The sequence below is a fragment of the Pseudomonas sp. GW821-FHT05H12 genome, from assembly GCF_059419385.1.
This window is the reverse complement of record NZ_JBWKRS010000023.1, coordinates 1-24,936: the sequence shown is the minus strand read 5'-3', so window position 1 is coordinate 24,936 and position 24,936 is coordinate 1. Positions and strand designations below refer to the sequence as shown.

Below are 24,936 nucleotides of genomic sequence, written 5' to 3'. Positions count from 1 at the left end.
TGGGTGGTAATACCTGCAATTACTTCAAACTTGCTTCCACCTTCTGCGCCACATCCTCAGTCAACCACGCCTTCCACACCTCGGGATGCTCCTTGAGAAACACCTGGGCGACATCCCGCGGCGGCGTGTGATTTTCGCTCATCGCGGCCAACGCTTTATTCAACGGCCCGATGGGAAACTGAACCTTGGAAAAAAACTCGGCGATCTGCGGATGTTCCTTCTGGAACGGCGTCGACACACCAATGCTCAGCTTGGACGCCAACGAACGCGTCGGCCTCGGGTTGGGGTTGTCTGCATCGGTGAGCGTCTTCCAGGCATCGGCATCAAACGGTGGTTCTTCCAGCTGGATCAGCTTGAAGCGGCCCATCAGGGGAGTCGGTGACCAGTAGTAGAACAGCACCGGCTTGCCACGACGAATCGACGAGGCGATTTCGGCATCCAGGGCTGCGCCCGAACCGCTGCGAAAATTCACATAGCTGTCGTCCAGGCCATAGGCCTTGAGCTTCTGGGCGTTGACCACTTCCGAAGTCCAGCCGATGGGGCTGTTGAGAAAGCGCCCTTTGCCAGGGGACTCGGGGTCCTTGAACACGTCCTTGTAGCGCGCCAGGTCCTGCACGCGCTTGAGGTCGGGCGCCAGGGGCTTGAGGCCTTTGGCGGGATCACCCTTGACCACGTACTCCGGCACCCACCAACCTTCGGTCGCGCCTTTGACCGTATCGCCCAGGCCCACCACCTTACCTTCGGCTTCGGCCTTGATCCACACGGGGCTGCGGCCAGCCCACTCTTCGCCGATCACCTGGATGTCATTCTTGGCGAGGGCGGTTTCCAGGGTGATGGTGGTGCCGGGCAAGGTATCGGTGGGCAGGTCATAGCCCTTCTCCACGATAAACCTCAGCACCTCAGTGATGAGGCTGCCGCTTTCCCAGTTCAGGTCGGCGAAATGCACCGGCGCCTCGGCAGCGGTCACAGGCGACGCAGCCATCGACAGGCCCAGTGTGGTCAGCGATGCAGCCAACAGCGTTCTCAATCCTTTCATGCCTTTGCACCTCGCGATGTCGCAGCCAATAGCGGATGGCTTTGCTGCCTATGCGCGAAGCCTCTGAATAGTTAAGTCAACTCAACTGTAGTAGAGGTTCCGGGAGAGAACGGTACACGCGGTGTTTATGGACTACTCGCTGGCCTTGAAGGTCACCAGCTCGCCCTTGCGCCACTTGGCGGCCTTGCCGGTCACGGCCTTGAGGGTCTTGGTCAGCCCTTCCTGCAATTGTTCGTTGGCGGCGAATACCAGCATCACACTGTGGCCTTCCTTGAACACGATGCCCTGCCCTTCGGCAGAGGACACAAAGGCGTAATCGCCCAGGCCATACACGGTCAACTTGATATCGCGGAACTTCAGTTCGAACTTGCCACCTTCGCGACTGGGCAATACCGCCGCACGAAAGTGATCGCCTACCTTGAGTTCCAGGCGTGGCTTGTCATCCACGACCATCGCTGTTTCGGTATCGATCTCAGCGATATAGATGCCTTCCGGCGTCTGTTCAGTGATGTAAACAAAACGTGATTGGAACTGCTTGACCAACTTTGCGCGCAAATCACCCAGCACGAATAACGCGTGCATATCCAGATTACTGACTGCCAAGGAAACGCCCCCACATCGAAAAGAGCGCTGACCGCCTGAGCGGGCAGCACAAAAAAAGGCCGTTACGGCTCGATCACACAACGCATTTGTAAAAAAAGCTGAAGTAGAGCCTGCTGCTGCGCCGTAAGACTAGTACAGACGTACGCGATGGACCCTTTGCAAGGTCATCCGGCACCACAGGAGATCACAGGTTCAACGACCAGAGAACACGGGTCGGCCAACTTCAGAGAATAACCCAATTAAAAATGCAGTTTTCCGACAGCCTAAACAAATGTAACGATCTGGCTTGGAACTCGACCAAGGCTGCCGCCAACAATACTAAAACAGCAACACGGGTCAAAACCACCCGAAACGCTGCTGGTGGGTCAACAAGATCGATCAACGGGAGCTGGCCATGCAACACCCTCGACACGATACACTCTATTCCACTACTCGTTCATCTTGCCAGGACGAGAGCCCATATTACCGCCTGCACGGCCATGACGGGTATCCGGATTCAGTCCTTTACCAAGTCATTCCTGCCGGCAGGAATTTTTTCCATATCCGTGAAGTCACCAGTGGCCGGGTCAAAGGCTTTCGCAGCAATCACGACAAAGCCTGTGAACTGGCCAAAAAGCTTGAAGCGATCCTGCACGCCCCTTACGGCGCAGTCGTTTCATCAGCTGGGTGAGTTTACTGCGCCCTCGCCCGCCAACAACTGCCATACTGGCCCGTCCATTGAAGTTTGTCCCTAGCGGGTCAAGTTTCATCAGTGCAGTTACCTTGAAGGGAAGGCTATACGTGACGGAATTTGATATTGGCGAATTTTTCATCCATGGCGATGCCAGGGAAGTAGACGGTGAGTTTCAGGCAGTCATTATCATGCGCGCCAAACCACCGCTGACCACGGTCACCACGCACCAGGTCGAAAAAGATCGCTGGTTCAAAACCGTCGACGCCGCGGCCATCGCGGCCAAGGAAGCCGCAAAGGCGTTGAAGGCTGCGGTGGATTGCGGCGCACTCAATTCCTGATAATCCGATAGAACTCTGAAGCGCGGCAGGCCTCCCATGCACAACGACCATCACCTTGCAGGGAGATCGATATGGACGCGCCACTACCCACGCTGGAAACACTGTTCGAACAACTGGGCCTGGACTCTACGCCCGAGGCGATTGACGCCTTCATTGTCGCGCACCCGCTGCCTGAAGACGTGAAGTTGATCGACGCGCCCTTCTGGACGCCCCAGCAAGCGCAGTTCCTGAAGGAGGAGCTGCGTGAAGACGCCGAATGGGCGATTGCCGTGGACGAGTTGAACCAGCGCCTGCATCAACCGCAATAAGGCTGCTCAATGCAGGCTGTCTGACTGTTCCAGGCGCAACAGCGCTTGCCAGGCAGCCTGGCATTCCTGCGCTTCTTCACGGCTGGCGAACGCCGTGCCGCGCTGCTCCCCGTTCAGCAGCACTACCCAGCAAGCTTTCTGACCCAGCGCACGCAAGGTTTCAGGCACACCACTGCCGATCATCACGGCGACATCGACTTTGTTTTGCATGGCGCTTCTCCGCAGCATTAGTTAGCTGGCTAACAATGTTCGCCATGCTACGGTTTTCTGCCAGTAGGAAAAAGCTATCCCCGGAATAGCTGCGTTGCATAAACAGCAACAATCACTAGCCCGTGGCCTTCGCCCCCTCCGGTTTATAGCCCAGACGCAACCCACCCCAATGGCGGCCCTTGACCATGATTGGCACGGACAAGTCGTGCATCAGCTCCCCGGTATCACGGGTGTAAGTCTGCAACAACACCGCCTGTTGATGGCTGCCACAACGAATGCCAGTACGGTCCTCGAACTTGCGTTTGGTGCGGTTCTGCACGGCGTCGACCTGCGCATCGCCGGTCAGGGCGTGAGAAAACGCTTTGTTATGGGTCGGTACATAGCCTTGGGGCGTGCAGGCAATTGCAAATACCAGCCCCTCATGTCGGGGCAGCAAGGCTTCCTGGATCGCCGGCAAGACCTGGTCGGTATAACCGTCAAAACGCGAGTGGTATTTGGTGGGGCTGGTATTGGGAATGGCTGTGTAGCTGCGATCGAACAAGTCTTCCAGGCTGATGCGGCTTTGCTGCACATCGGCCTCGAACTGCTCGGCAATACGATTGGCACCTTCGCGGGCCAAGTCGTAGATCCGCTGGTGATAGTCATCCAGGCCAACTTCGGCCAGGCGCTCGCTGATGGTCTCGGCCTGCCCTTCCATTTGCACGGCGGCGTCGGCGAGCTGACGGGTTTGCTGGTCGCTGACGGTAAGGTCGCTGCGCATCTGCTCCACGGCGTGGAACAGGCTGTCGAGCTGGGTGCGGTTGGTATCGGCGCCCTCGGCGATCGCATTGACCTGCCCTTCCACGTCCGCCGCCAGGCTGGCGATGCTCTCGAGTTGCCCGCCAGCATGCTCCACCTGTTCGACGCCAGCGTGCAGGTCCGCCGAGAGTTGGCGAATCTGCTCCACCACCTGGGCCGTGCGTTGCTGGATATCGGCGACCATCACCCCGACTTCATCGGTGGCGGTGGCGGTGCGCCCGGCCAGGCCGCGCACTTCATCAGCCACCACGGCAAACCCGCGCCCATGCTCGCCAGCCCGCGCGGCTTCAATGGCGGCGTTCAGCGCCAACAGGTTGGTCTGGCTGGCGATGGACTGAATCACCAGGGTAACCCGCTGGATTTCTTCGCTGCGCTGGCTCAGGGCTTCGATCAGCTCGCGGCTGGCGTTCGCGCGCTGACTGAGCTGGTGCATGCGGGTGATCGATTGGGCCAACACTTCGCGGCCTTCGGTGCTGCGCTGATGGGCCTGGCTGGCTGCGCCCAGCGCTTGACGGCTAAGTTCAGAGGTGACCTTTTCGGTGCCGATCATCACCTCGGCGCTGCTGACAATTTGCTTGGCGGCGCTCAACTGCGACTGCAAGCGTGCAGCCAGTTGCTTGACCGAATAGGCCACGCCGGCAGCGGACAATGCGTTATGACTTGTTGTGTAGGAAAGATCGCGGGTTAGGTCGCCAATCGCATCGGCGCCTTCAGAAGGAGCGATCACCGGCGTACGACTTTTAAGGCGAGGCAGCCAGATCACCAGCAAGGCCAGTGGCAGGCACAGGTATATCGGCAAGCTGGCAAACGCCAGGCTAAGCAGCACGAGCACCAGGGCAGCGCTCTGCAAGAACGGCGTCAGCCAGCCGGGCAGCGTGCGCGCCACCGAATGCGGTGGCACTGCTGCGCCCATCAGAGATCCGTCTCCAGCCATCGTTGTTACCCCACTGCTTGTCGTTATTGTGTCTGCATTAAACGCCACTATCGGGCCATTATCCATGGGCCTTTAGTGGGGTGGCTTGCAGCAGATCAATAGACGGGGCGTAACAGGTGTTTCTCGGGGCACCGACGGCTCGGCCCCCCGTTTCACCGCATCAGGCTTGACGCTGGTGCTTGTCGATCTGCTCGTGGCGCTCTTGCGCTTCGATGCAGTACTTGGTGGTCGGGCTGATCAGCAGGCGCTTGAGGCCGATAGGCTCGCCGCTGTCATCACACCAGCCAAAGGAATCTTCCTTGATGCGCTCCAGCGCGCGTTCAAGTTGCGGCAGCATGCGCTGGTCGCGATCAATGGCGTTCACCAGCCAGGTGCGCTCTTCTTCAACGGAAGCGGCGTCGGCCGGGTCAGCCGGGGTGTCCAGGCTTTCAATGGCGATACGGTTCTGCTCAATGCGCTCGTGGTGTTCCACTTTCATGTCTTGCAGCAACTGCTCGAAAAAAGCGTGCTGTTCGGCATTCATGTAGTCATCCGCCGGCATGGCCAGCAACTTTTCCTTTGTCATTGATTTCTCTATAAAAAATACGTGCATTAAGGCGAATAAGGGAGCGTTCCGGCCGACCTCTGCAGGTCTCGGAAGGGCGCCGTCCATTCCAAGCGCCACCCGGCACTCAATTTACGAGGGGCGGCAGTCTAAGGCCGACTTGAGGGCGCAGCAACTGAAAAGACAGGCAATTTTTCCCAAACAACCCCCAAAAGCACCAGGACGGGCTCGGCGAATGGTCATCGGAGTGCGTTTATAGCAAGAAATTCAGGGTTGTGGAGCTATATGAAAGACGAATGGTTGATTTAGGGCCCAGCAATAGCTACCGCCAGGCCGAGGGCCAATGGGCATTAGCTAAGGCCTGTTTCCATTATCGACCCGAAAAGGCCCCGTTATGCCCCTCAGTTCTCCCCCATCGCCTGCCGGTGAACCTCTCAGCGGCGCGGTCAACGCGCAGTTCGCCTCCCGCCCGACACTGGCTGCAGTCACTCAGCATTTGCTGGCGACATTCATCGCCCAAGCCTATCCCACGCTCAACATCGACCTGAACCGCACTCAATTGCTCATCCCCACGTCCCGGGGTGGATGGGCCCGGCAGTCACTCATGGCGCTGACGCTCGATTATCTCGCCAACGGCAAGGCGCCGGACTTCAGCGACCGCCACGGTCGTCCTTGCCACCTCAGTGACGAACCGACCACGCCCTTGCGGGCCAATGATCAGCCACTGGACATGACGCTGATCCAGGCACTGATCGAATCTCTCCCCCAGACCCTGCCGACCGCCCTGCAAAATGCCCTCGCCGCTTACTGGAACAGCCCAGGCGACGCTGGCGTAACGCGCTGGCACTGGTTCAGCGAGGCGCTCAGAGACACCTTGCGCATGACGCTCATCCAAAAGAATGACCTAATGCCCGAGGAGCGCGAGATGCTCGATCAACTGGTTGAATGCCCCGACCACGACCAGCGCATTGCACGCTTTGGTGATGCCGCCGTCCATGCTTACTTTCCGATGGCGACGTTCACCGCTGGCAAGCGGGCTCAGCAACGCCTGGGTGCGGACTTGATACTGATACCGGTTTATAAAGGCCAGCCGCATATTTTAAGGTGCTCCGTGGCGGGCGGTTACGAGCGTGACTACACCATGGATTCGGCGCTATCGGACTGGGCCGCGCCCCTGGAACGGGACGCCGCATTCGAACGTATCACCACCCAACGCTTCGAGGCAGACGGTCACCTGTTTGATGCGCAAACGGCCATCATCCTCAATCGCCAACTGCAACAGTTGCAGGGGCTGAGATTGGGCACGCCATTCGGGCTACAGGCGTTGCAGGCTGTGTATTGGCAGATCACCGACCCGGTGGCGAGCTTTGACAACGCCGCGCTCTACAGCTCTCGCACACTGACCACGTTGCGCCGCGACCTGCCTGAATGGCTGAGCCGGGCCACCCCTGGCGAGCGCATGCAATACCGGCATTACAGCCTGAAACTGGCCAGCGCGAAAAAGCGCAGCGAGGGCGAGACGTTTCTCAGCGATATACCGGATATCCGTACCTACACCCAAACCGCCTTGCTCGATCAACTGCTCAAGGATGAAGCCCGCCTGGGCACTGCCCACTCCGGGCCGGAACACGCCGCGCAATGGGATCCCGATGACCTGCAACTGACCTTTCATGTGGCTGCCGGCTACCCAGGCGGCGCGGGCTACGTCGAAAAAATCCACATGAGCCTGACGGACCTGGCCATCAACAACCTGCAAAGCCAGCCACGGGGGCAACTCACCGTGGCCCATCGCAACAACCTGCCCCTGCCCGCCTGGCTCACGGCCGACTATATCAATGGCAGCGGTGGTCTGATCCAGCAGGTCAACATTGGCAAGAACTACCCTGAAATGCTCAAGGCCCATCTACTTGAGGGTAACGAAGCAGTACAGCAACGAGAACGTCGATTTGCCGAACAAACCGAAGCGCAACTCCCCTTGCTTGCACTGGAGTCGAGCCTCAGGCAAATCAATGGATTTACGGCACAGGGCGCCGCCTATGTCACCGCATTGGTGGCTCGTCAGGCAGATGAACGACGAGTAGACGGCCGCGCCGTCGTCATTCGCCAACTCGCCCTGATGCGCAAACCCGGCGCTTCGGCCGATGCGGTCACTAACATGTACATCATCGAAAGCGAAGCCGGCGAAACCGGGCCTCATATCCTGTATCGTCCGCTGTATACCGACATGCTGCTGCAGTTCAATAGCCGCGAACAGTTGATGAGCGCCATTGCCGCACCGGGCGAGCTGCAAACCAGCGTCCTGACCTGGCTGTCTGACGGTGCGCGGCCGATCTACGACAACGGTGGCTTTCAGCAGCCGCACTACGTCAGGTTTGGTGCCGGCAGCGAGTTCGACCTGCCCGAAATCCCAGTACCGGCTACGCTTGCCGCGAACGGTATCAATGATGAGCTGTTGCAGTTTTTAGCCAATGGCCAGCTGATGCAGTACCTGTACGGCGCTAATGCGCGAGCGTTGGTCGATCAGGCTGAACGTGAGTCCGTGTCCAATGCCGAGAGTCGCTGGCAAGTGCTCCTCGAGGGTGCCGGGCTGCTGTTCAGTACGTTGCTGCTACCGCTGGCGCGTGGGCCGCTGATGCTGACCGGCTGGTTGTTGAGCCTGGCAGGCAGCGCCAGCCGGGACATCCCGGCACTCAACAGTGCAGACGCCGAGACGCGAGAACTCGCATGGGCAGACCTGCTGCTGAACGTCGGCCTGCTGATGTTCGAACTGGCACCGACACTCGTGTCACCCAAACGCAGTTCGTCGGACGCCCACACATGGCAGATCCTGCGTTCGCCGCTGGAACGGCGCGTACCGGAACAATGGCCGCCGCTTCCGGCCCCGGTTATTGAACATGGCACCGTCCTGTTGGGCGGCGGTAGCTCGGGGTTGGAAAGCTGTGTGTTCGACTTCAGCTTTGCCAGCGCGCGCCAGCGGCTGACAGCCGACCAGCAGCAGCGTCTTTCACTGCTCCAGGCGCCCAAACCCGAAGTGCTACCTGACCCCGTGGCGAGCGGGCCGCATCGCGGCCTCTACCACCACCTACGGGATTGGTACGCACTCATTGACTCGCGCTGGTATCAGGTTCGCCGGGAAACCGATGGCGTGGTGATCGTCGATCCTTTCAATACCCGACGCGAAGGCCCTTACCTTAAATCAGACGGCCAGGGTAACTGGTCGATCGACTTGCAGTTGCGCCTACGTGGCGGCATGCCCCCCAAGCGCATTGCGGCCGAACGCGAACGCAAAGCCTTGCGCAAGCAGCAACTGGGCGAAGAACAGACACGGTTCACCAACAGCCCTCAAGTCATGCAACAAGGTCGCCTGGTGAGCCTCAAAAGCCCGCAACAATTGCTGCAAGAAAAGGTAGACATGGCGCAAATGCTGATGGAAAAAGCCGCCACCGACCCCAAGTACAGCGACCAGGCCCGCGCCAACACACGCAAGAATTTCGACAATGCCCTCCATGAACAAATGAATGTTTTCATGGGGTTTCTCGACAGCCGTAAGGAACGTAGCGAACTGGGGATTGCGATGCCCGCCAACGTCGCCGCCATCTTTCTGGAAAACACTGTGAACAATGCGCGCAAGTCGGTGGTGGTCGCCGACATGGATCGCCAGGCGCTGTACGTCGAAAACCCAGACTTGAAAGCGCCCTACGAGCAGGCGCTGCCGGCAATTCTTCTGAACCCGCCGCGCTACGCGCAGTTTCTAAAGGATATAAGCCTGATCAATGAGCGCCAGATCAACGCTCTGGAAATCAAGGATCGCTCCTTGCTGGAGCTATTCAACCTTGGCAAGCCCGGCCCAGAGACCTACAACCGCCTGACAGAAGGGCGTCCGGATGAAATCAGCGCCCTCGCCCTCAAATACTCGCAATTACAGAACTTCAAATACCTGAGCAAAAAGAACTGGCGCGACGGTTTGTTCCACAACGAGCTGGATCTGATCCTCGACCCACTGGGCCGACACCTACGCACCCATAGCGAACTCAATACCCTCAACCTCGGCCCTGCCGACCGAATCGCCGTACTGGACAGCCTCTTCCAACATTACGCCCCCGCAGTGGATGCCTTACAGGGCCTCACCATCGTGCACGCCGAGAGCCTGGACATGGCCCATTTCCAGCCTTTGCAGGCACTGGTGAACTCGCTGTATCAAGACGTCATGCAACAGTTGGCCGCCGAGGTCAAGCCATTGCCCGAAACGGCGAAGCGCCCGCCCAAGCGCGCACTGAGCGCTCCCGATAGAATCCAGAAAAAAGTGATCAAGACCCGCAGGCAAGGCATTTTGATCGGCAACATGAAGCCCGCCGACAACGTCTTACCTATCGATACGGTGGAGGTTCGTTCCGAGCAAACAGACCAGTTGTTGGCCACTTACTCGGAGCACGAAAGTGGTTGGGATGAGGTCGAGTTCCAGCATCGGCCCTCCGCGTCGGGGTCGCAGCCGAAAACCCGCGCGCTCAGTATCGTCAAGGGGGAGGCACGCCAGCGTCTAAACGCCTTGGAGCCGACAATCAAACGCCAGGAACGCTATGCGCAGATGTCGCGGTTCCCGATCGAAATACAGGAGAGCCTGGATGTCGAAGCATCGCGTTACGCAGAGCTGGCCAATGAGCTGGATCGCGCCATTTCAGCCCAGCCCAAAGAAGAGCAGGTCAGCGCCGACCTAAACCTGGTCAGCCAATTACGCAACGCGGTGGATACCTTGAAGGGCAAAGGCCGCGCTCTGCGCATTGAGCGCACCCTTGCCCTTGTGCCGACCGACAGCCATGTGGCCTACCTGCTTGAGCAGGATCAGGTCCAGTTGGCCAGCCTCGGGTCGCGCATTCCGCTGCGAGGGGAACGCTGCGACTTTATCCAGGAATATGCCATCAACGACAAACGTGGATCCCCGTTGTGGTACGCGCACTTTCATTACCCGCAGAAGGAAACCCCCAAGCTTGAGTACACCGTGGCCCATATCAAGACCAAAGCACAGCGTACCGAGAGCTATTACTCGCTGCTAAGCAAGGCACAAAACCCGCAAAACGTGGTGGATGTGCATCGAGGGAGCATCAGCCGAGGGCTGGCTGAACGATGGTTCCTCCCGCTGGCGCCTTGAATCCCCCGCGGCGCACCTGAAGCAGTAGTGAGCAGGCTTGCCCTGCGCCAGGCGCACCACCTATCCCAACCCAACCACCGTGTTCCATCTATTGATATTCGGAGCCCGGTTGGGGACCGCGTTGCGGCTGGCGCGGGGCAAGCCCGCTCACTACAGGACCTGCGTGTGATCAGCGTTTGAGTTTGCGCTTGTTACGGTATTGGTCGATCACCACCGCGATGACGATGATCAGGCCCTTGATGATGTCCTGGATGTACGCATCCACGCCGACAAAGGTAAACCCGCTGGCCATCACCCCGAGGATCAGCGCGCCGATCACGGTGCCGGTGATGCGCCCTACCCCGCCCGCCAGGCTGGTGCCGCCGATCACGGCCGCCGCAATCGCGTCCAGCTCATAGGACATGCCCATGCCCGCCTGCCCGGTCGCGGCACGTGCCGAGGCCACCACACCGGCCAAACCTGCCAAGAGGCCTGCGATGCTGTACACGATGATCAAATGGCGCTTGACGTTGATACCCGAAGTCCGCGCCGCCTGCATGTTGCCGCCGATGGCGTAGGTGTATTTGCCGTACTTGGTGTAGCGCAAGGCAATGTGGAAGATCACCGCCACCACCAGGAAGATGATCACCGGCATCGCGCCATGGCCGATGGCCGTGTACGAGTCCGAGAGCATGCTCACCGGCTGGCCTTCGGTGTAGTAACGCGCCAGGCCACGGGCCGACACCATCATGCCGAGGGTTGCAATAAAAGGTGGAATCCCCGTGACGGCAATGATGCTGCCGTTGATTGCCCCGGCCAACAGCCCCACACCCAATCCCATCGCCACCGGTATCCACACCGGCAAGTCAGTCAGGCTGGGGAACACCGCCCGGGAAAAGTCCGAGGTCTGCGCCAGGCTCGCGGCGATCATCGCCGACAGCGCCAGCACTGAGCCCGAGGACAGGTCGATCCCGGTGGTGATGATCACTTGCGTCACACCGATGGCCAGCAGGCCGATGATCGACACCTGCAGGATCATCAGCACCAGGCGCTGGGAGTTCATCAAAAAGCTCTGGTCGCGCACGATCCAGCCGAACAGTTCAAACACCAGGCCGATGCCGATCAGCACCAGGAAAATGCTCAGTTCGGTCGGCATGCGTCGACGGTGCTTGACCGGTGCCGTGGCGGGCTTGTTGTCTGTTATTGCGTTCATAGCCAATCACCTTCTTATTCTGTAGTCAGTGGACTGCGGTCATACCGGAAGCCAACTGCATGACTTTTTCCTGGGTCGCTTCGCTGCGGTCCAGGGTGCCCATCAGGTCGCCCTCGTGCATCACCATCACCCGGTCGCTCATGCCCAACACTTCGGGCAGCTCGGAGGAAATCATGATCACTGCCATGCCTTCACTGGCGAGGAAGGAAATCAAACGGTAGATCTCAGCCTTGGCGCCCACGTCGATACCACGAGTAGGTTCATCGAGGATCAGCAGGCGCGGGTTGGTCATCAGCCAGCGCGCCAGCAGGGCCTTCTGCTGGTTGCCGCCCGACAGCGTGTCGATGCACTGCTCAAGCGACGGCGTCTTCACCCGCAGCTTCTTGCACATGTCTTCGCACAAAGCGCGCAGGGCTTTCTGCTGGATAAAACCGTTGCCGGTGTAGTGCGGCAGCACCGCCATTTCCATGTTCTCCAGCACCGACAGGCACGGGAACAGGCCGCTGAGCTTGCGGTCCTCGGTCAATAACGCGAAGCCCTTCTCGATGGCCATGTGCGGATCGGTGATGCGCACCGGCTTGCCGTCCAGGGTGATCTGCCCGCCAGAGCTTGGGGTGATGCCAAAAATGGTTTCCGCCACGTTGGTACGGCCCGAGCCCATCAACCCGGCGATGCCAAGGATTTCACCGGCATGCAGGTCGAACGACACGTCCTTGAACACGCCATCCAGGCGCAGGTCACGCACCGACAACAGCAGGTCGCCAATCGGCGTCTCACGCACAGGGAACAGCTGGCTCAGTTCACGGCCGACCATCATCGAGATCAGGCTGTCGCTGTTCATGCTGTCGGCGCGTTGCAGGCCGATGTAATGGCCGTCACGGAACACCGCCACTTCATCGGCGATGGCGAACACTTCGTTCATTTTATGGGTGATGTAGACGATGCCTTTGCCCTGGGACTTGAGGTCGGCAATGATCGAAAACAGGTGGGCCACTTCCTTTTCGGTAATAGCCGAGGTCGGCTCATCCATGATCAGGATGTCGGAGTCGTAGGACACGGCCTTGGCAATCTCGACCATCTGCCGTTCGGCGATGCTCAGGTTGCCCACGTGTTCCTCGGGGTCCAGGTTGATGCGCAAGCGCGCCAGCAATTCGGCGGTGCAGCGGTGCATTTCGCGGTGGTTGACCATGTGCAGGCTGTTGAGCTGCTCGCGGCCGATCCAGATGTTCTCGGCGATGCTCATGTGCGGCATCAGGTTGAGTTCCTGGTGGATCATCGCGATCCCGGCCTTCTGCGCTGCCAGGGGCGTTTCAAACACAATCGGCTTGCCGCGCAGGCGGATCTCGCCGGCGTCGGGCTGGTAGATGCCGGCGATGATCTTCATCAACGTCGACTTGCCCGCACCGTTCTCGCCCATCAGCGCCAGCACCGTGCCGGGACGCACCCGCAGTTGCACGTCGGCCAGGGCCACGACGCCGGGAAAGCCTTTGCTGATGTTGACGATTTCCAGCAGGTAGGGTTCTTCCAACGGCTGGGGCTGGATACCGGGAGGCTGCGAGACAGTCGCTTGAGCGAGCATAGAAGGTACTCCATCTGCGGGGCGACCGAGGCCGCCCCGCCGGCTTATTGTTGTTATGTCAGGGCTATTTGAAGTCTTTGACGTTGTCCGGGGTGATCAGCTGGAACGGGATCACCACGTTCTGCTCGATAGGCTCGTTCTTGGCCATCTTGCGCGCCGTCTCCACCGATTTGTCGGCCTGGCCCTTGGCGTCCTGGAAGGCCGACACGGTCATGTCGCCCTTGGTGATCGCGTTCAGGCCGTCTGGCGTGCCGTCGACACCGGCGATCAACACGCCCTTCTTGCCCGCCGACTTCAGGGCCATGGAGGCACCAATCGCCATCTCATCGTTGTTGGCCAGCACCGCCTGGAAGTCGCGCCCCTGGGTCAGCCAGTCGTTGACCAGGGTCATGCCCTTGTCACGCAGCCAGATGCCGGTCTGCTCCTGTTCCACCTTGATGCCCGGGTATTTGGTGAGCACTTCCTTCACACCCTTGGTACGGTTGGTGGTGGAGTTGTTCGCCAGGTCACCCAGCAGGATCACGATATTGCCCTTGCCACCGAGTTTTTCGGCGATGTACTGCATTTGCAGCTTGCCGGCCTCGACGTCGTCGGAGGTCACGGCCGCCACGCCTGGGGCCAGGGTCGGGCTGTCAGGACGGCGGTTGACGAACACCAGCGGGATTTTTGCCGCGGTAGCCGCCTTGATGATGTTGGCGGTCGATGCCGTGTCCACCGGGTTGACGATGATCGCGTCGACCTTCTGGCTGATGAAGTTCTCCACCTGGCTCAGTTGCTTGACCACGTCGGCGCGGGCGTCTTCGAACTGCAGTTGCACGCCGTCCCCCTTGGGGTAGGACTTGGCTTGCTTGTCCATGTCTTCGCGCAGGTAAGTCAGGAAGGTGTCATCGAACGCGGACATGCTCACACCTATCTTGAGGTCGGCAGCCGAGGCAAAGCCGCTGGCAAGCAGCATGGACAGGGCCAGCGCGGTAAAACGGATCGGGGTCTTCATGAACGGTCTGTCTCCAATTTCTTGTTGGTTTTGTGGACGTTGCGTTTTTCAGAGCGGTACGGGCGAAGACGGCAGTCGAACCACCGGCGCACCGGGAATGCAGCACACCAGCGCGTCTTTGTTTTCGACGATCAGCACATTGAGAAAGGAGAAGTAGAACGGCCGGGCGCGGGGCAGGCCGCGTGGCGTGTGGGCAGGGCGTAAAACTCGCAGTACAGCGTTGAAGATTTTCATCTGACGGTACCTGGTTGTTTTTGATCTTGTTTTTGTTGAGCCGCCCGAATCGAGTCCGAACGTACTTTATGCAACCTGGAAAAGACTTTATTGGAAAATAATTTCCATATCAACATGTTTTAGAATTTTATTCTATTTTTCTGGAAAAGCCCTACAGCGCCTTCGTTTCGACCACCTGACGACGCTCATGACTGAGGCGTGCGGCGTCCAAAATACGCGTGGTTTCCAGCGCACCCGCGGCCTCCACCGGCAACGGCCCCTGCCCTTGCACAGCACTGTGCAACTGGCGATAGAACTGCGTCCAGCAGCCTTTTTCCGAAGGCACCCGTTCACGCTCCTCGCCCTGCTCAAACCAGCCCCAGCGCCGGTGTTCTTCCGCGCCCCAGTGCTCGCCTTCGGTTTTCGGCGACTTGCCAGCCATCAGCAACGCCTCCTGGCCGTCCAGCCCGTCGACGGTGTAGCACCCGGCGGTGCCGCTGACCCGAAAGCGCGGCGCCTGGCTGTTTTGCAACGCGCTGCCCCACAGGTGCGAAATCACCCCGTTGGCATGAGTCAACGAGACAAAGAAGCCGTGATCGAGGGTGGGGTATTCAGGGCTGAACTGCAGTTGCGCAAACACCCGGTCGACCGGGCCGAACAGTTGCAGCGCCTGGTCCACCAGGTGGCTGCCCAAGTCGCGCAACCAGCCGCCACCGCTGGCGTTACCCACGGCCTCGGGGGTGTAGCGTTCCACACGGGATTCGAAACGGGTGACAGTGCCCAGGGCGCCGGCATCGATCAGCTTGCGCAGGGTCAGGTAATCCGAGTCCCAGCGCCGATTCTGGTAGACGCTGAGCAGCGAGCCCTGGCGCTCGGCCGCCGTGATCAGGGCCTGGGCCTGCTCGGCGTTGGCGGCAAAGGGTTTGTCACTGACCACGGCAACACCGTGCTCGATGGCTTCCAGCACCAGGGCCGGGCGGCCTTTGAGGGTGGTGGAAATCACCAGGGCGTCGACGCCGGCTTCAACGATCTGGCCAATGGAGTCAAAGGCCTTCACCCCCGGATGATCAGTGTTCAATTGCTGACGGCGCTCGGCTGAGCGCGTGACCACGCCGACAAACGTGGCGCCTGGCAGCGTGGCAATCAGCGGCGCATGAAAGAAGCGCCCGCCGTGGCCGTAGCCAACCAATCCAATTCTCATGAGTCGATTCCTTCTTGAATTGGAAACCCGGTCAAATGTGGGAGCTGGCTTGCCTGCGATGGCGGTGTATCAGGCACTCCATTGTTAAATGAAAGACCGCTATCGCAGGCAAGCCAGCTCCCACATTTTTGACCGAACTTCTTCAGTGGTTCAGCCGTAGAAGTGCGGACGCTCCGGCAAGCTCACCTTCACGATCTGTTCACTGCCCTGCGCCTCAATGCACGCATCCGCCGCCACAGCCGCCGCAAACCCATCCCACGCCGACGGCCCGCCGACTTGCCCGGCCCGTACGCTGTCGATAAAGGCCTGCAACTCCACGTCATAAGCGCCGATGAACCGATCCTTCCAGTCCATCAGAATCGCGTTGGACAGCTTCGCACCGCTGCGCAGTTGCACTTGCGACGGCTCCGGCAGCTTGGCGATGCCGGTCTCCCCCACCACTTCGCACTGGATGTCGTAGCCGTACTGGCAGTTCACGAACACTTCCACGTCGATGCGCGTGCCCTTGGCGGTTTCCAGCAGCACGATCTGCGGGTCACGCAGGTGGGCCAGGGCCTTGCTGGATTTGCGCGGGAACACCACCTGCACCGACACGTAGTCGTCGTTGAGCAACCAGCGCAGCACATCCAGCTCGTGGATCAGGGTGTCGGTGATCGCCATGTCGGTCTTGTAGTTCTCGCCCACCGTCGGGTTGCGGTGCGCGCAGTGCAGCATCAAGGGCTCGCCGATCTGGCCGCTGTCGATCACGGCTTTCAGGGCGCGATAGCCTTCGTCATAAGGGCGCATAAAGCCGACTTGCACCAGGCGTTTGCCAAACGCCACTTCGGCGTCGACGATCTTGCGGCAGCCTTCGGCGGTGACCGCCAGGGGCTTTTCACAGAACACCGGCTTGCCGGCCGCAATGGCGGCCAGCACGAACTCTTCGTGGCTCGGGCCCCAGGAGGTGACGAGCACCGCTTCCACTTCAGGCGAGCGGATCAGCGCATGGCCGTCGGCGTACACTTCGGCGCTGATATTCAGGTCGGCCACCACTTTGGCAGCCTGTTCCAGGTTGATGTCGGTCACCGCCACCACCTGGCTGTTGAGCAGGGTCTGGCTGCAACGACGAATATGGTCCCGGCCGATGGCGCCGGTACCGATGACTCCAAGCTTCAAAGACATACAAAACTCCTCTTGTTATTAGTACTGCCGGGCCTTCGCCAGGTGTTCGTTGAGTTTTTTTGCCGCCGCATTCGTGCGTTCGCTGGTGGACACCTGCGCCACGCCCACCCGCCACCACGACAGGTAGCCGTGGACCATGGTCTTGGGCAGCACTTTGATGTCGATCAGCGTGGAGACGGTTTGCGTGCGCGCATCCGCCAGGGCCGCTTCCAGTTGCTCCACGGTGCTCACCTTGTAGGTCTTGCAGCCGTAGGCCGCCGCGCTCATGGCGAAATCCACCGGCACCAGGCCGCCGTCGAGCTTGCCGCTCTCGGGGTTGCGGAAGCGGAATTCGGTGCCGAAGCTGTCCATGCCATTGCCGATCTGCAGGTTGTTGATGCAACCGAAGGCTATGTTGTCCAGCAGCACCACGTTGATCTTGCGTCGCTCCTGAATCGAGGTGGCCAGCTCCGAATGCAGCATCATGTAGGAGCCATCGCCGACCAGGGCGTAGACCTCTTTTGCCGGCTCGGCGAGCTTCACGCCCAACGCCGCGTTGATCTCGTAGCCCATGCACGAATAGCCGTATTCGACGTGGTAGGTGTTCACGCCCTTGCTGCGCCAGGCGCGCTGCAAGTCACCCGGCAGGCTACCGGCTGCGGCGACGATGATGGCGTCGTCAGCCAGGGTTTCGTTGAGCACGCCCAGCACGCGGCTTTGGGTCAGGCAGGAGCCGGTCAGCTCGATGAATTCGCGCAGCACGGCGCGGTCCAGGTGGTCATCCACCTCGGGCACAAAGCCGTCGCCGGCATATTCCACCTGGTGCACACGGTCCACTTCGGCGTCCAGCTGCGCCTTGGCCTCGGCGACCTGCCCGCCCCAGCCGGCACGGTAGTCACCCAGGGCATCGGCGAGGGCTTCGAGGGCGACCTGTGCGTCAGCCAGCACCTGCACGCCGTCCAGTTTCAGGGCGTCGCAAGGGCTGATATTGAGGTTGAGAAATGTCACGTCCGGGTGCTTGAACAGCGACTTGGACGAGGTGGTGAAGTCGGTGTAGCGCGTACCCACACCAATGATCAGATCCGCCTCAGGCGCCAACAGGTTGGCCGCCAGGCAGCCGGTCTCGCCAATGCCGCCGACGTTCAGCGGGTGGCTAGAGACGACAGCGCTCTTGCCCGCCTGGGTTTCTGCGAAGGGAATATCAAAGCGCTCGGCGAAGGCTTGCAGCGCGGCATTCGCGCCGGAGTACTTCACCCCGCCGCCACAAATGATCAACGGTTTGCGCTTGCCCCGAAATGCGGCCAGCGCATCGCCGATCATCGCCGTCGTGGCCGGGCGACGCTCGATACGGTGCACGCGTTTTTGCAGGAAATAATCCGGATAGTCCCAGGCCTCGGCCTGCACGTCCTGGGGCAGTGCCAAGGTCACAGCGCCGGTTTCCGCCGGGTCGGTGAGCACACGCATGGCGTGGATCGCCGCCGTCATCAGTTGCTCGGGGCGGTTGATGCGGTCCCAGTATTTGCTCACGGAACGGAACGCATCGTTGGTGCTGATGCTCAAGTCGTGGAATTGCTCGATCTGTTGCAACACCGGGTCCGGCTGGCGACTGGCGTAGACGTCACCGGGCAGCAACAGCAACGGAATGCGGTTGGCCGTGGCGGTGGCCGCCGCGGTCAGCATGTTGGCGGCACCGGGGCCGACCGAAGCGGTACACGCATAGATCTTGCGGCGCAGGTGCTGCTTGGCAAAACCGATGGCTGCGTGGGCCATGCCTTGCTCGTTGCGGCCCTGGTGCACCACCAGGTCGCCGGCGTCCTGCTCAAGGGCCTGTCCCAGGCCCAGCACGTTGCCGTGGCCGAAAATGGTGAACACCCCGGCGACGAATTTGCTCTGCACGCCATCGACTTCGATGTATTGGTTATCCAGGAACTTCACCAGGGCCTGGGCCATGGTCAATCGTGTTGTGGTCATGTCTTACACCCTGTGGAAATGCGGTCCATTGATCAACAGAGATCCAATGTGGGAGCTGGCTTGCCTGCGATGGCGGCGTGGCAGGCACTTTATTTGCTACTGACAGACCGCTATCGCAGGCAAGCCAGCTCCCACAGGTTGATCGGTGTCAGGTTCGGGATTTCTGCAGGTGGGCGATGCTTGCCCCTAACGCCTGCTGGATGTCGGCCAGGCCGTGCACGCTCTCGGCAAACGGTTCGAACGACAGGTAACCGCTGTAACCGGTGCTGAGCAAGGTGTCGATTTGTGCGGCATTACCCAGAATGTCGCCCTCGCCCACCAGCACGCGGTGGCCGTCGCGGATCGCGTTGAGCGGCGCCTCGGCATCGTCCACGCCGGAGATATGCACCAGCCCGGTCAGCTCCGGGAAGAACTCATGCTCGCTCGCCAGGTGATGGTGGAAGGTGTCGTGCACCAGGCGGAACACATCCAGGCCACCAATGGACTGGATCGCATCCACCGCCACGCGTTTGCGCCGCAGTGCGCATTCTTCAAAGCCCAGTGGCTCGATAAACCCGAGAATCCCATGGTCACGCAGGATCAACGCCAGCTCGCTCAGGGCCGTACGCAAGCCCGCCGCACGCTGGGCTTCGGTGCGGGTGTCGCCGCGCTCATTGAGCGGGCACATCACCAGGCCCCGGGCCCCGCACTCACGGGCGTAGGTGGCGAGCTGGAGGGCCTGGGCACGGCGCTCGTCGTTCCACACATCGAACGGGTACAGCGCGTTGATCGACAGCACCGTGATGCCCTGCAGCGCGCACAGTTCACGCACGCGGCTGGCCGGGGTGCCGAATTCAATCTTTTTGTCCCCGAGGTCATTGCGAATTTCGATGGCATCGCATTTCAACGCCGCCGCCAATTGGATGAAGTCCGGCAGGGACAGGTTGGGGGCGACCATGCGGTTAAGGGCAAAACGTAACGGCGACTTCATTGTTGTTGTTCTCCGTCCAAACCGGTTAAAGGTCCAACAGCCAACTGTGCTGCGGGTCGTTATGGAAATGCCAGGCGCGCTTGGGGCCGGCCATCACGTTCAGGTAGTACGACTCGTAGCCGTACGGCACGCTGACGGGGTGGTAACCCTTGGGCACCACCACCAGGTCGCTGTTTTCCACGGCCATGGCCTGGTCGATGCTGCGATCGTCGGTATAGACGCGCTGAAACACAAAGCCCTGGGGCGGGTTGATCTGGTGGTAATAGGTTTCTTCAAGAAAGCTCTGGTGCGGCAGGTCGTCGGTGTCGTGCTTGTGCGGCGGGTAGCTGGACGAGTGCCCGGACGGCGTGCGCACTTCCACCACCAGCAGCGAATGCGCCGGCTCGCTGTCGGGCAGGATGTCGCACACATAGCGGGTGTTGGCGCCTTTGCCGCGCACACTGCGCTTGCACTGCTCGGGCCGAATCAGCCGGGGTTCGTAGCCGCTGGCACCCGGCGCGGCGCAGACGGCAATCTGCACATCGCTCAAGGCGGTGACCTGGGCATCGGTGCCGGGCGGCAGGTAGGCGGCAAACGGTGATTTGTCTTCAAACACCGACTGGCGATCACCGAGGTTCTGCCAGTTGAAGCCCTCGCCCTCGATGTTCACGCGACCGCTGAGCAGCACCAGGCAGAGCTCTTGATCGCCGGCGGTCACCGGCAGGGTTTCGCCCAGGCTCAGGCGATACGCGGCAAAACCTACGTACTCCAAGCGCCCGTCTTCCAGGGCGACCATGGTTTGCCCGCGTTTGCTGCTTTTGACCAACAGGCTCATTGTCCAACCCTCTCAGTGAGAAGCGCGCGCAACGTGTCATAACCTTTTTTCGCATAGATGTAGCTGGGTGCCACAGCCGGGTCCTGTTCGGCTTCCACCACCAGCCAGCCTTCATATTGGGCGGCCAGCAGCACATCCAGCAGTTCGGAAAAATCGATATCGCCGTCGCCAGGCACGGTGAAGGTGCCGTTGACGATGCAATCGGGAAAGCTCCACATCTGGTTGCGCGCCAGTTGCACCACCGGCTTGCGCACGTCCTTGAAATGCACATGGCAGACGCGGTCAATGTGTTTGCGCAGCACGTTGATGGGCTCGCCCCCCCCCATGTAGCAGTGGCCGGAATCGAACAGCAGGCCGACTTCCGGGCCGGTGCGGCTCATCAACTGGTCGATGTCTTCCGGGGATTCGACGTAGGCGCCCATGTGGTGGTGGTAGGCCAGGCGCACGCCCCGGGACAGGGTGAAACGCGCCAGTTCAGTGAGCTTGTCGGCATACTCCTGCCAGGCCTGCTCACTGTGAAAACGCGGGCGTTCGATCAGGCGGATTTTCGAGCCCTGGATCGAATCGGCGACCTCGCCGTATACCAGCACGGTGGCGCCGTTTTGTTTGAGCAGCTCGACATGCCCGGCGATGGCTTCTATTTCTTCGGCCACCGAGCGGCGTGCCAGGCGGCTGGAGTACCAGCCGGAGACAAGGGCCAAGTCATAGGGGCGCAACACATCGCCCACGCCCTTGGCGTCCTTGGGGAACTTGCCATTGAGTTCAAAACCTTCGTAGCCGATGTCCTTGCCTTCGCTCAAGGCAGTGCTCAGCGGCGTCTCGCCGCCCAGGGCCGGCAGGTCGTCGTTGCTCCAGGAGATCGGGTTGATGCCAATTCGGATTGCGGGCATGGCTGCACCTTTTATTGTTTTCAGATATCACTGAGATCTGGCTTCTGTGGGAGCTGGCTTGCCTGCGATGGCAGTGTGTCAGCCAATGAATCTGTGACTGGAAGACCGCAATCGCAGGCAAGCCAGCTCCCACATTGGATTGCATTTCAGGTTGAGCGCTTTTTCAGTCTCTGGCTTGGCGCCAGGCGTTAATAAGCTGTTCGAAGGTGGCCTGCACCTGCTGGATCAGCGTCTCGTCATCGATCTCCCCCGCCAGCCACGCACGGCTCGGTTCCTGGAAGATCGTGCGGCCCACGGCAAACCCTCGGCAGGTGGTGCTCTGAGCGGCCTGCTGGAAGCCATCGGCGAGAAACTCGGCCGACGCATTCAGGCCCAGCAGCACCACGCCCCGGCAGTACGGGTCGCGTTCCTGGATCAGCTCGTCGAGCTTCTTCCAGTCTTCGGCCGACTGCGCCTCGATCTTCCACCACGCCGGGTAGATGCCCAGGTTGTACAGGCGCTTGAGGCTGCGGTAGAGCACGTCAGGGTAAGTGGACGGGTGATCCTTGGGCGGGATGACTTCCAGCAGCAGTTCATGGCCACTGACCACCGACGCCTCGTACACCGCCTTCAGCTGGGCTTCCTGCTCCAGGCGCAACATCGGTTCGTCGTCGGGGTGGAATTGCACCAGGCACTTGATGATCTGTTCTTGCGGCCAGGCGATCAGGTTGCTGCCCACCGAGCGGCCGTGTTCGAACGCCAGGGGCCGCGAGTTCTGCACTTCCACCGGGCGCGCGATCCACCAGCCACGACCACTGGCGGCGTTGAGCGCGTCCTGGCCGAAGCGTTGGTCGGCCAGCAGGCCTACGTCGGCTTCGACGCCTTGCTCGACGAGTTTTTTCTCGACGCGTTCGATGGCCTGGATAAACAGTTGCTTGGCATCGCTGATACGCGCCGGGTCCTGGCCGCCCTTCTGCGCCAGGTCCACCAGTTGCCAGCGATGGTCGAAGGCAAACACGAACAGCTGCTTCCAGGCTTTGCGCGGCACCGTTACCCGGTGCAGGCGTTGCAGGGTCACGTCCTGGTCGGGCCGAGTGATCGGCACCGGGCTGTTGAACAGGTAGTCCAGTTCAGCGGGCGTCGGCATGGCCGGTGCACAGGCGTGACGCGACACCACCAGGCCGCCACAGGCGTTGGCCAACTGGCTGCAGCGTTCGTCACTGGCATCGTTGAGCCAGCCGCTGAGGAAGCCCGACATAAAGGCATCGCCGGCGCCGAGCACATTGAGCACCTCGACACGCACGCCGGGGTAGATGGCGCCGTCTTCCAGGCGGTCCGGGATCGCGCCGTGGATCACCGTGCAACCCTGCGGGCCGAGCTTGACCACCAGGGTGGCCGGGGTCAGTTCGCGCACGGTACGCAGCGCGGTGAGCAAGTCTTCGCTGCCACCGGCGATCAAAAATTCCTCTTCGGTGCCGACGATCAGGTCAAAGCGCGGCAGGATGGTTTGCACGTGCTGGCTGACATTCTGGTCGGCGACAAAGCGCGTCTCGCCGTCGGCCTTGCCCGCCAGGCCCCACAGCACCGGGCGGTAGTCGATATCGAGGACGCGCTTGACGTTGTGCTTGGCGGCGTAATCCAGCGCCTGGAGGCTGGCCTTGTACACGCCCTCGGTGGAGAAATGCGTGCCGGTGATCAACAGGGCTTTGCTGGAGGCGATAAAGGCTTCGTTGATGTCTTCGGCGCGCAGGGCCATGTCGGCGCAGTTTTCGCGGTAGAACACCAGGGGGAAGGTTTCGCGGTCCTTGAGGCCCAGCAGCACCAGGGCAGTGAGGCGCTCCGGGTCGACCTTGATGCCACTGACATCGCAGCCTTCGCGAGCCAGGGATTCCACCAGGAAACGCCCCATGTGGTCGTCCCCCACCCGGCTCAGCATCGCCGACTTGAGCCCCAGCCGGGCGGTGCCGAAGGCAATGTTGGCGGAGGACCCGCCGAGGTACTTGGCGAAGCTGGACACGTCCTCAAGCCGCGCACCCACTTGCTGTGCGTAGAGGTCGACGCCCAGGCGCCCGAGGCAAATCAGATCCAATTGACGCCCACTGGCAAAACGAGTCTGGCCCATGCTGGCTCCTGTTATTTTTATCAGCCTGCGTTGTGCCGCCGTGGCGACGGCAAACGCTCTTGGTGGGAGCAGACTAGAACGTCCGGCGACGGCAATCAATATTTATTCCATAATTATTTTTAGTGGAATATTTTTTCCAATACGCCACCCTGAAGGCTCTGCCCCGACACTGCATCGTTTCAGCAGGCCAGGCACGCCGTGATGCCGGGGTATTTTTTTGCGCCTACCCTGTAGACTTGCGCCACCCATCAGCGCACCAGACGAACAAGCCAGAAGGATTGCCCATGTCCAGCACCGATCACGAGACCACCCTGGAAGGAACCATCGCCAGCCCTCCGATCAATGCCGAGCGCCTGTTGCAGCTGATCACCGACGAATACGAAAGCCTGCCGCGCCAGCTCAAGCGCATCGCCAGCTACATGAGCCAACAGAGCGACCGAATCATGGTCGACCGCATCAGCGACATCGCCCGCGAATGCGAGGTGCACCCTTCTGCCATCGTGCGGTTCTCCCAGCGTTTCGGGTTCAGTGGCTTCAGCGAAATGCAGGCGCTGTTTCGCGAGGCCTACACCCACAAGACCACGCCGGTACAGAATTACCAGCAGCGCATCCGCAGCATGATCGCCAACAAGTCGCAGAAAGCCAGCGGCGGCGACCTGGCGCGGGAATGCGTGAACGCCACCCTGTCCGGCATCGAACGCCTGGGCCTGGAACTGGACGATGCAGCCTTTGAAAAAGCCGTGGACCTGGTGGTCAATGCCGACAACATCTACGTGGTTGGCGTGCGCCGGTCTTTTGCGGTGGCCGATTACCTGGTCTACAACCTGCAGCACACCAACAAGCGCATCCACCTGATCTCGGGTCTGGGCGGCAGTTACCGCGAGCAGATGCGCAGCGTGCGCGCCAACGACCTGGTGATCGCCATCAGCTTCACGCCCTACGGCAAAGAGACCCAGCACTGCCTGCGCATCGCCCAGCACCACCAGGCCAAGACCCTGATCATCACCGACAGCAACCTGTCGCCCCTGGCCAAGCGGGCGAACGCGGTGCTGCTGGTGAACGAAGGTTCCTCGTTTGCCTTCCGCTCGTTGAGCGCCACCTTGTGCCTGTGCCAGGCGCTGTTCATCGCCGTGGCCTACCGCCTGGAGTTGAAGGTGGACGAGATCCACGAGCAGGTCGGGTTCGACGACTGATCTTGGGTGTTTGAAGATCCCCTGTGGGAGCTGGCTTGCCTGCGATGGCGGTGGGTCAGCTTACATCTTCGCTGACTGACACTCCGCC

General features: G+C 60.7%; 21 protein-coding genes. 5 read left to right on the top strand and 16 right to left on the bottom strand.

The window, feature by feature from the left end:
* Positions 1-19: 19 nt before the first annotated feature.
* Both AC07SU_RS19725 and AC07SU_RS19720 read right to left on the bottom strand, forming a co-directional pair.
* Positions 20-1,036: an ABC transporter substrate-binding protein gene (locus tag AC07SU_RS19725; protein WP_494997968.1), complete on the bottom strand. Its 1,017-nt coding sequence runs from the start codon at positions 1,034-1,036 to the stop codon at positions 20-22.
* Positions 1,037-1,168: 132 nt separating this feature from the next.
* Entirely contained in the window at positions 1,169-1,618 is a 450-nt protein-coding gene (locus tag AC07SU_RS19720; protein WP_174244875.1) for a hypothetical protein, read from the bottom strand.
* Between the two features lie 415 nt (positions 1,619-2,033).
* Here AC07SU_RS19720 and AC07SU_RS19715 point away from each other — a divergent pair, with 415 nt between their 5' ends.
* The 3 genes from AC07SU_RS19715 (at position 2,034) to AC07SU_RS19705 (ending at position 2,958) form a co-directional block, all read left to right on the top strand.
* The gene (locus tag AC07SU_RS19715; RefSeq protein WP_176999056.1) at positions 2,034-2,309 is read left to right on the top strand and encodes a hypothetical protein; all 276 of its coding nucleotides are present in this window, start codon (positions 2,034-2,036) and stop codon (positions 2,307-2,309) included.
* A 110-nt stretch (positions 2,310-2,419) separates the two neighbouring features.
* The gene (locus tag AC07SU_RS19710; RefSeq protein ID WP_176999055.1) at positions 2,420-2,650 is read left to right on the top strand and encodes a hypothetical protein; all 231 of its coding nucleotides are present in this window, start codon (positions 2,420-2,422) and stop codon (positions 2,648-2,650) included.
* A gap of 71 nt (positions 2,651-2,721) precedes the next feature.
* A complete protein-coding gene (locus tag AC07SU_RS19705) occupies positions 2,722-2,958 on the top strand; it encodes a DUF2789 domain-containing protein (protein ID WP_494997967.1) in 237 nt (78 codons plus the stop codon).
* 6 nt (positions 2,959-2,964) lie between these two features.
* Here the strand turns inward: AC07SU_RS19705 and AC07SU_RS19700 are convergent, their stop codons facing one another.
* From AC07SU_RS19700 to AC07SU_RS19690, 3 genes are all read right to left on the bottom strand, one after another.
* Positions 2,965-3,168 (bottom strand): hypothetical protein, encoded by a 204-nt coding sequence (locus AC07SU_RS19700; RefSeq protein ID WP_176999053.1) that lies wholly within the window; start codon positions 3,166-3,168, stop codon positions 2,965-2,967.
* Positions 3,169-3,283: 115 nt separating this feature from the next.
* On the bottom strand, positions 3,284-4,516 hold the full coding sequence (locus AC07SU_RS19695) for a methyl-accepting chemotaxis protein (protein ID WP_494998022.1): 1,233 nt from the start codon (positions 4,514-4,516) through the stop codon (positions 3,284-3,286).
* 544 nt (positions 4,517-5,060) lie between these two features.
* Positions 5,061-5,465 (bottom strand): TraR/DksA family transcriptional regulator, encoded by a 405-nt coding sequence (locus AC07SU_RS19690; RefSeq protein ID WP_010564800.1) that lies wholly within the window; start codon positions 5,463-5,465, stop codon positions 5,061-5,063.
* Between the two features lie 373 nt (positions 5,466-5,838).
* Here AC07SU_RS19690 and AC07SU_RS19685 point away from each other — a divergent pair, with 373 nt between their 5' ends.
* Positions 5,839-10,590 carry a dermonecrotic toxin domain-containing protein gene (locus tag AC07SU_RS19685; RefSeq protein ID WP_494997966.1) on the top strand — a complete coding sequence of 1,584 codons (4,752 nt, stop codon included), beginning with the start codon at positions 5,839-5,841 and terminating at the stop codon, positions 10,588-10,590.
* 169 nt (positions 10,591-10,759) lie between these two features.
* Here AC07SU_RS19685 and AC07SU_RS19680 read toward each other — a convergent pair whose 3' ends face one another.
* The 11 genes from AC07SU_RS19680 to AC07SU_RS19630 form a co-directional block, all read right to left on the bottom strand.
* On the bottom strand, positions 10,760-11,782 hold the full coding sequence (locus tag AC07SU_RS19680) for an ABC transporter permease (protein WP_026083090.1): 1,023 nt from the start codon (positions 11,780-11,782) through the stop codon (positions 10,760-10,762).
* Positions 11,783-11,807: 25 nt separating this feature from the next.
* Positions 11,808-13,361, bottom strand: coding sequence for a sugar ABC transporter ATP-binding protein (locus tag AC07SU_RS19675; protein WP_176999050.1), 1,554 nt, complete (start codon positions 13,359-13,361; stop codon positions 11,808-11,810).
* A 64-nt stretch (positions 13,362-13,425) separates the two neighbouring features.
* On the bottom strand, positions 13,426-14,355 hold the full coding sequence (locus AC07SU_RS19670; RefSeq protein ID WP_176999049.1) for a sugar ABC transporter substrate-binding protein: 930 nt from the start codon (positions 14,353-14,355) through the stop codon (positions 13,426-13,428).
* 48 nt (positions 14,356-14,403) lie between these two features.
* On the bottom strand, positions 14,404-14,589 hold the full coding sequence (locus tag AC07SU_RS19665) for a hypothetical protein (RefSeq protein ID WP_176999048.1): 186 nt from the start codon (positions 14,587-14,589) through the stop codon (positions 14,404-14,406).
* 151 nt (positions 14,590-14,740) lie between these two features.
* A complete protein-coding gene (locus AC07SU_RS19660) occupies positions 14,741-15,769 on the bottom strand; it encodes a Gfo/Idh/MocA family protein (protein ID WP_494997965.1) in 1,029 nt (342 codons plus the stop codon).
* 150 nt (positions 15,770-15,919) lie between these two features.
* The gene (iolG, locus tag AC07SU_RS19655) at positions 15,920-16,930 is read right to left on the bottom strand and encodes a bifunctional inositol 2-dehydrogenase/D-chiro-inositol 1-dehydrogenase (protein ID WP_176999046.1); all 1,011 of its coding nucleotides are present in this window, start codon (positions 16,928-16,930) and stop codon (positions 15,920-15,922) included.
* An 18-nt stretch (positions 16,931-16,948) separates the two neighbouring features.
* Complete coding sequence (gene iolD, locus AC07SU_RS19650; RefSeq protein WP_494997964.1) at positions 16,949-18,880, bottom strand: 3D-(3,5/4)-trihydroxycyclohexane-1,2-dione acylhydrolase (decyclizing); 1,932 nt, start codon at positions 18,878-18,880, stop codon at positions 16,949-16,951.
* Between the two features lie 148 nt (positions 18,881-19,028).
* Positions 19,029-19,850 carry a TIM barrel protein gene (locus AC07SU_RS19645; RefSeq protein WP_494997963.1) on the bottom strand — a complete coding sequence of 274 codons (822 nt, stop codon included), beginning with the start codon at positions 19,848-19,850 and terminating at the stop codon, positions 19,029-19,031.
* A gap of 25 nt (positions 19,851-19,875) precedes the next feature.
* Positions 19,876-20,664, bottom strand: a complete 789-nt coding sequence (iolB, locus tag AC07SU_RS19640; protein WP_078742045.1) for a 5-deoxy-glucuronate isomerase — start codon at positions 20,662-20,664, stop codon at positions 19,876-19,878.
* Positions 20,661-21,554, bottom strand: a complete 894-nt coding sequence (gene iolE / locus AC07SU_RS19635; protein WP_494997962.1) for a myo-inosose-2 dehydratase — start codon at positions 21,552-21,554, stop codon at positions 20,661-20,663. Before iolE ends, iolB begins: the two co-directional genes overlap by 4 nt.
* Before the next feature lie 163 nt (positions 21,555-21,717).
* Positions 21,718-23,655 carry a bifunctional 5-dehydro-2-deoxygluconokinase/5-dehydro-2-deoxyphosphogluconate aldolase gene (locus AC07SU_RS19630; protein WP_494997961.1) on the bottom strand — a complete coding sequence of 646 codons (1,938 nt, stop codon included), beginning with the start codon at positions 23,653-23,655 and terminating at the stop codon, positions 21,718-21,720.
* 284 nt (positions 23,656-23,939) lie between these two features.
* Here AC07SU_RS19630 and AC07SU_RS19625 point away from each other — a divergent pair, with 284 nt between their 5' ends.
* Positions 23,940-24,848, top strand: coding sequence for a MurR/RpiR family transcriptional regulator (locus tag AC07SU_RS19625; RefSeq protein ID WP_176999041.1), 909 nt, complete (start codon positions 23,940-23,942; stop codon positions 24,846-24,848).
* The last annotated feature ends 88 nt before the right edge of the window (positions 24,849-24,936 follow it).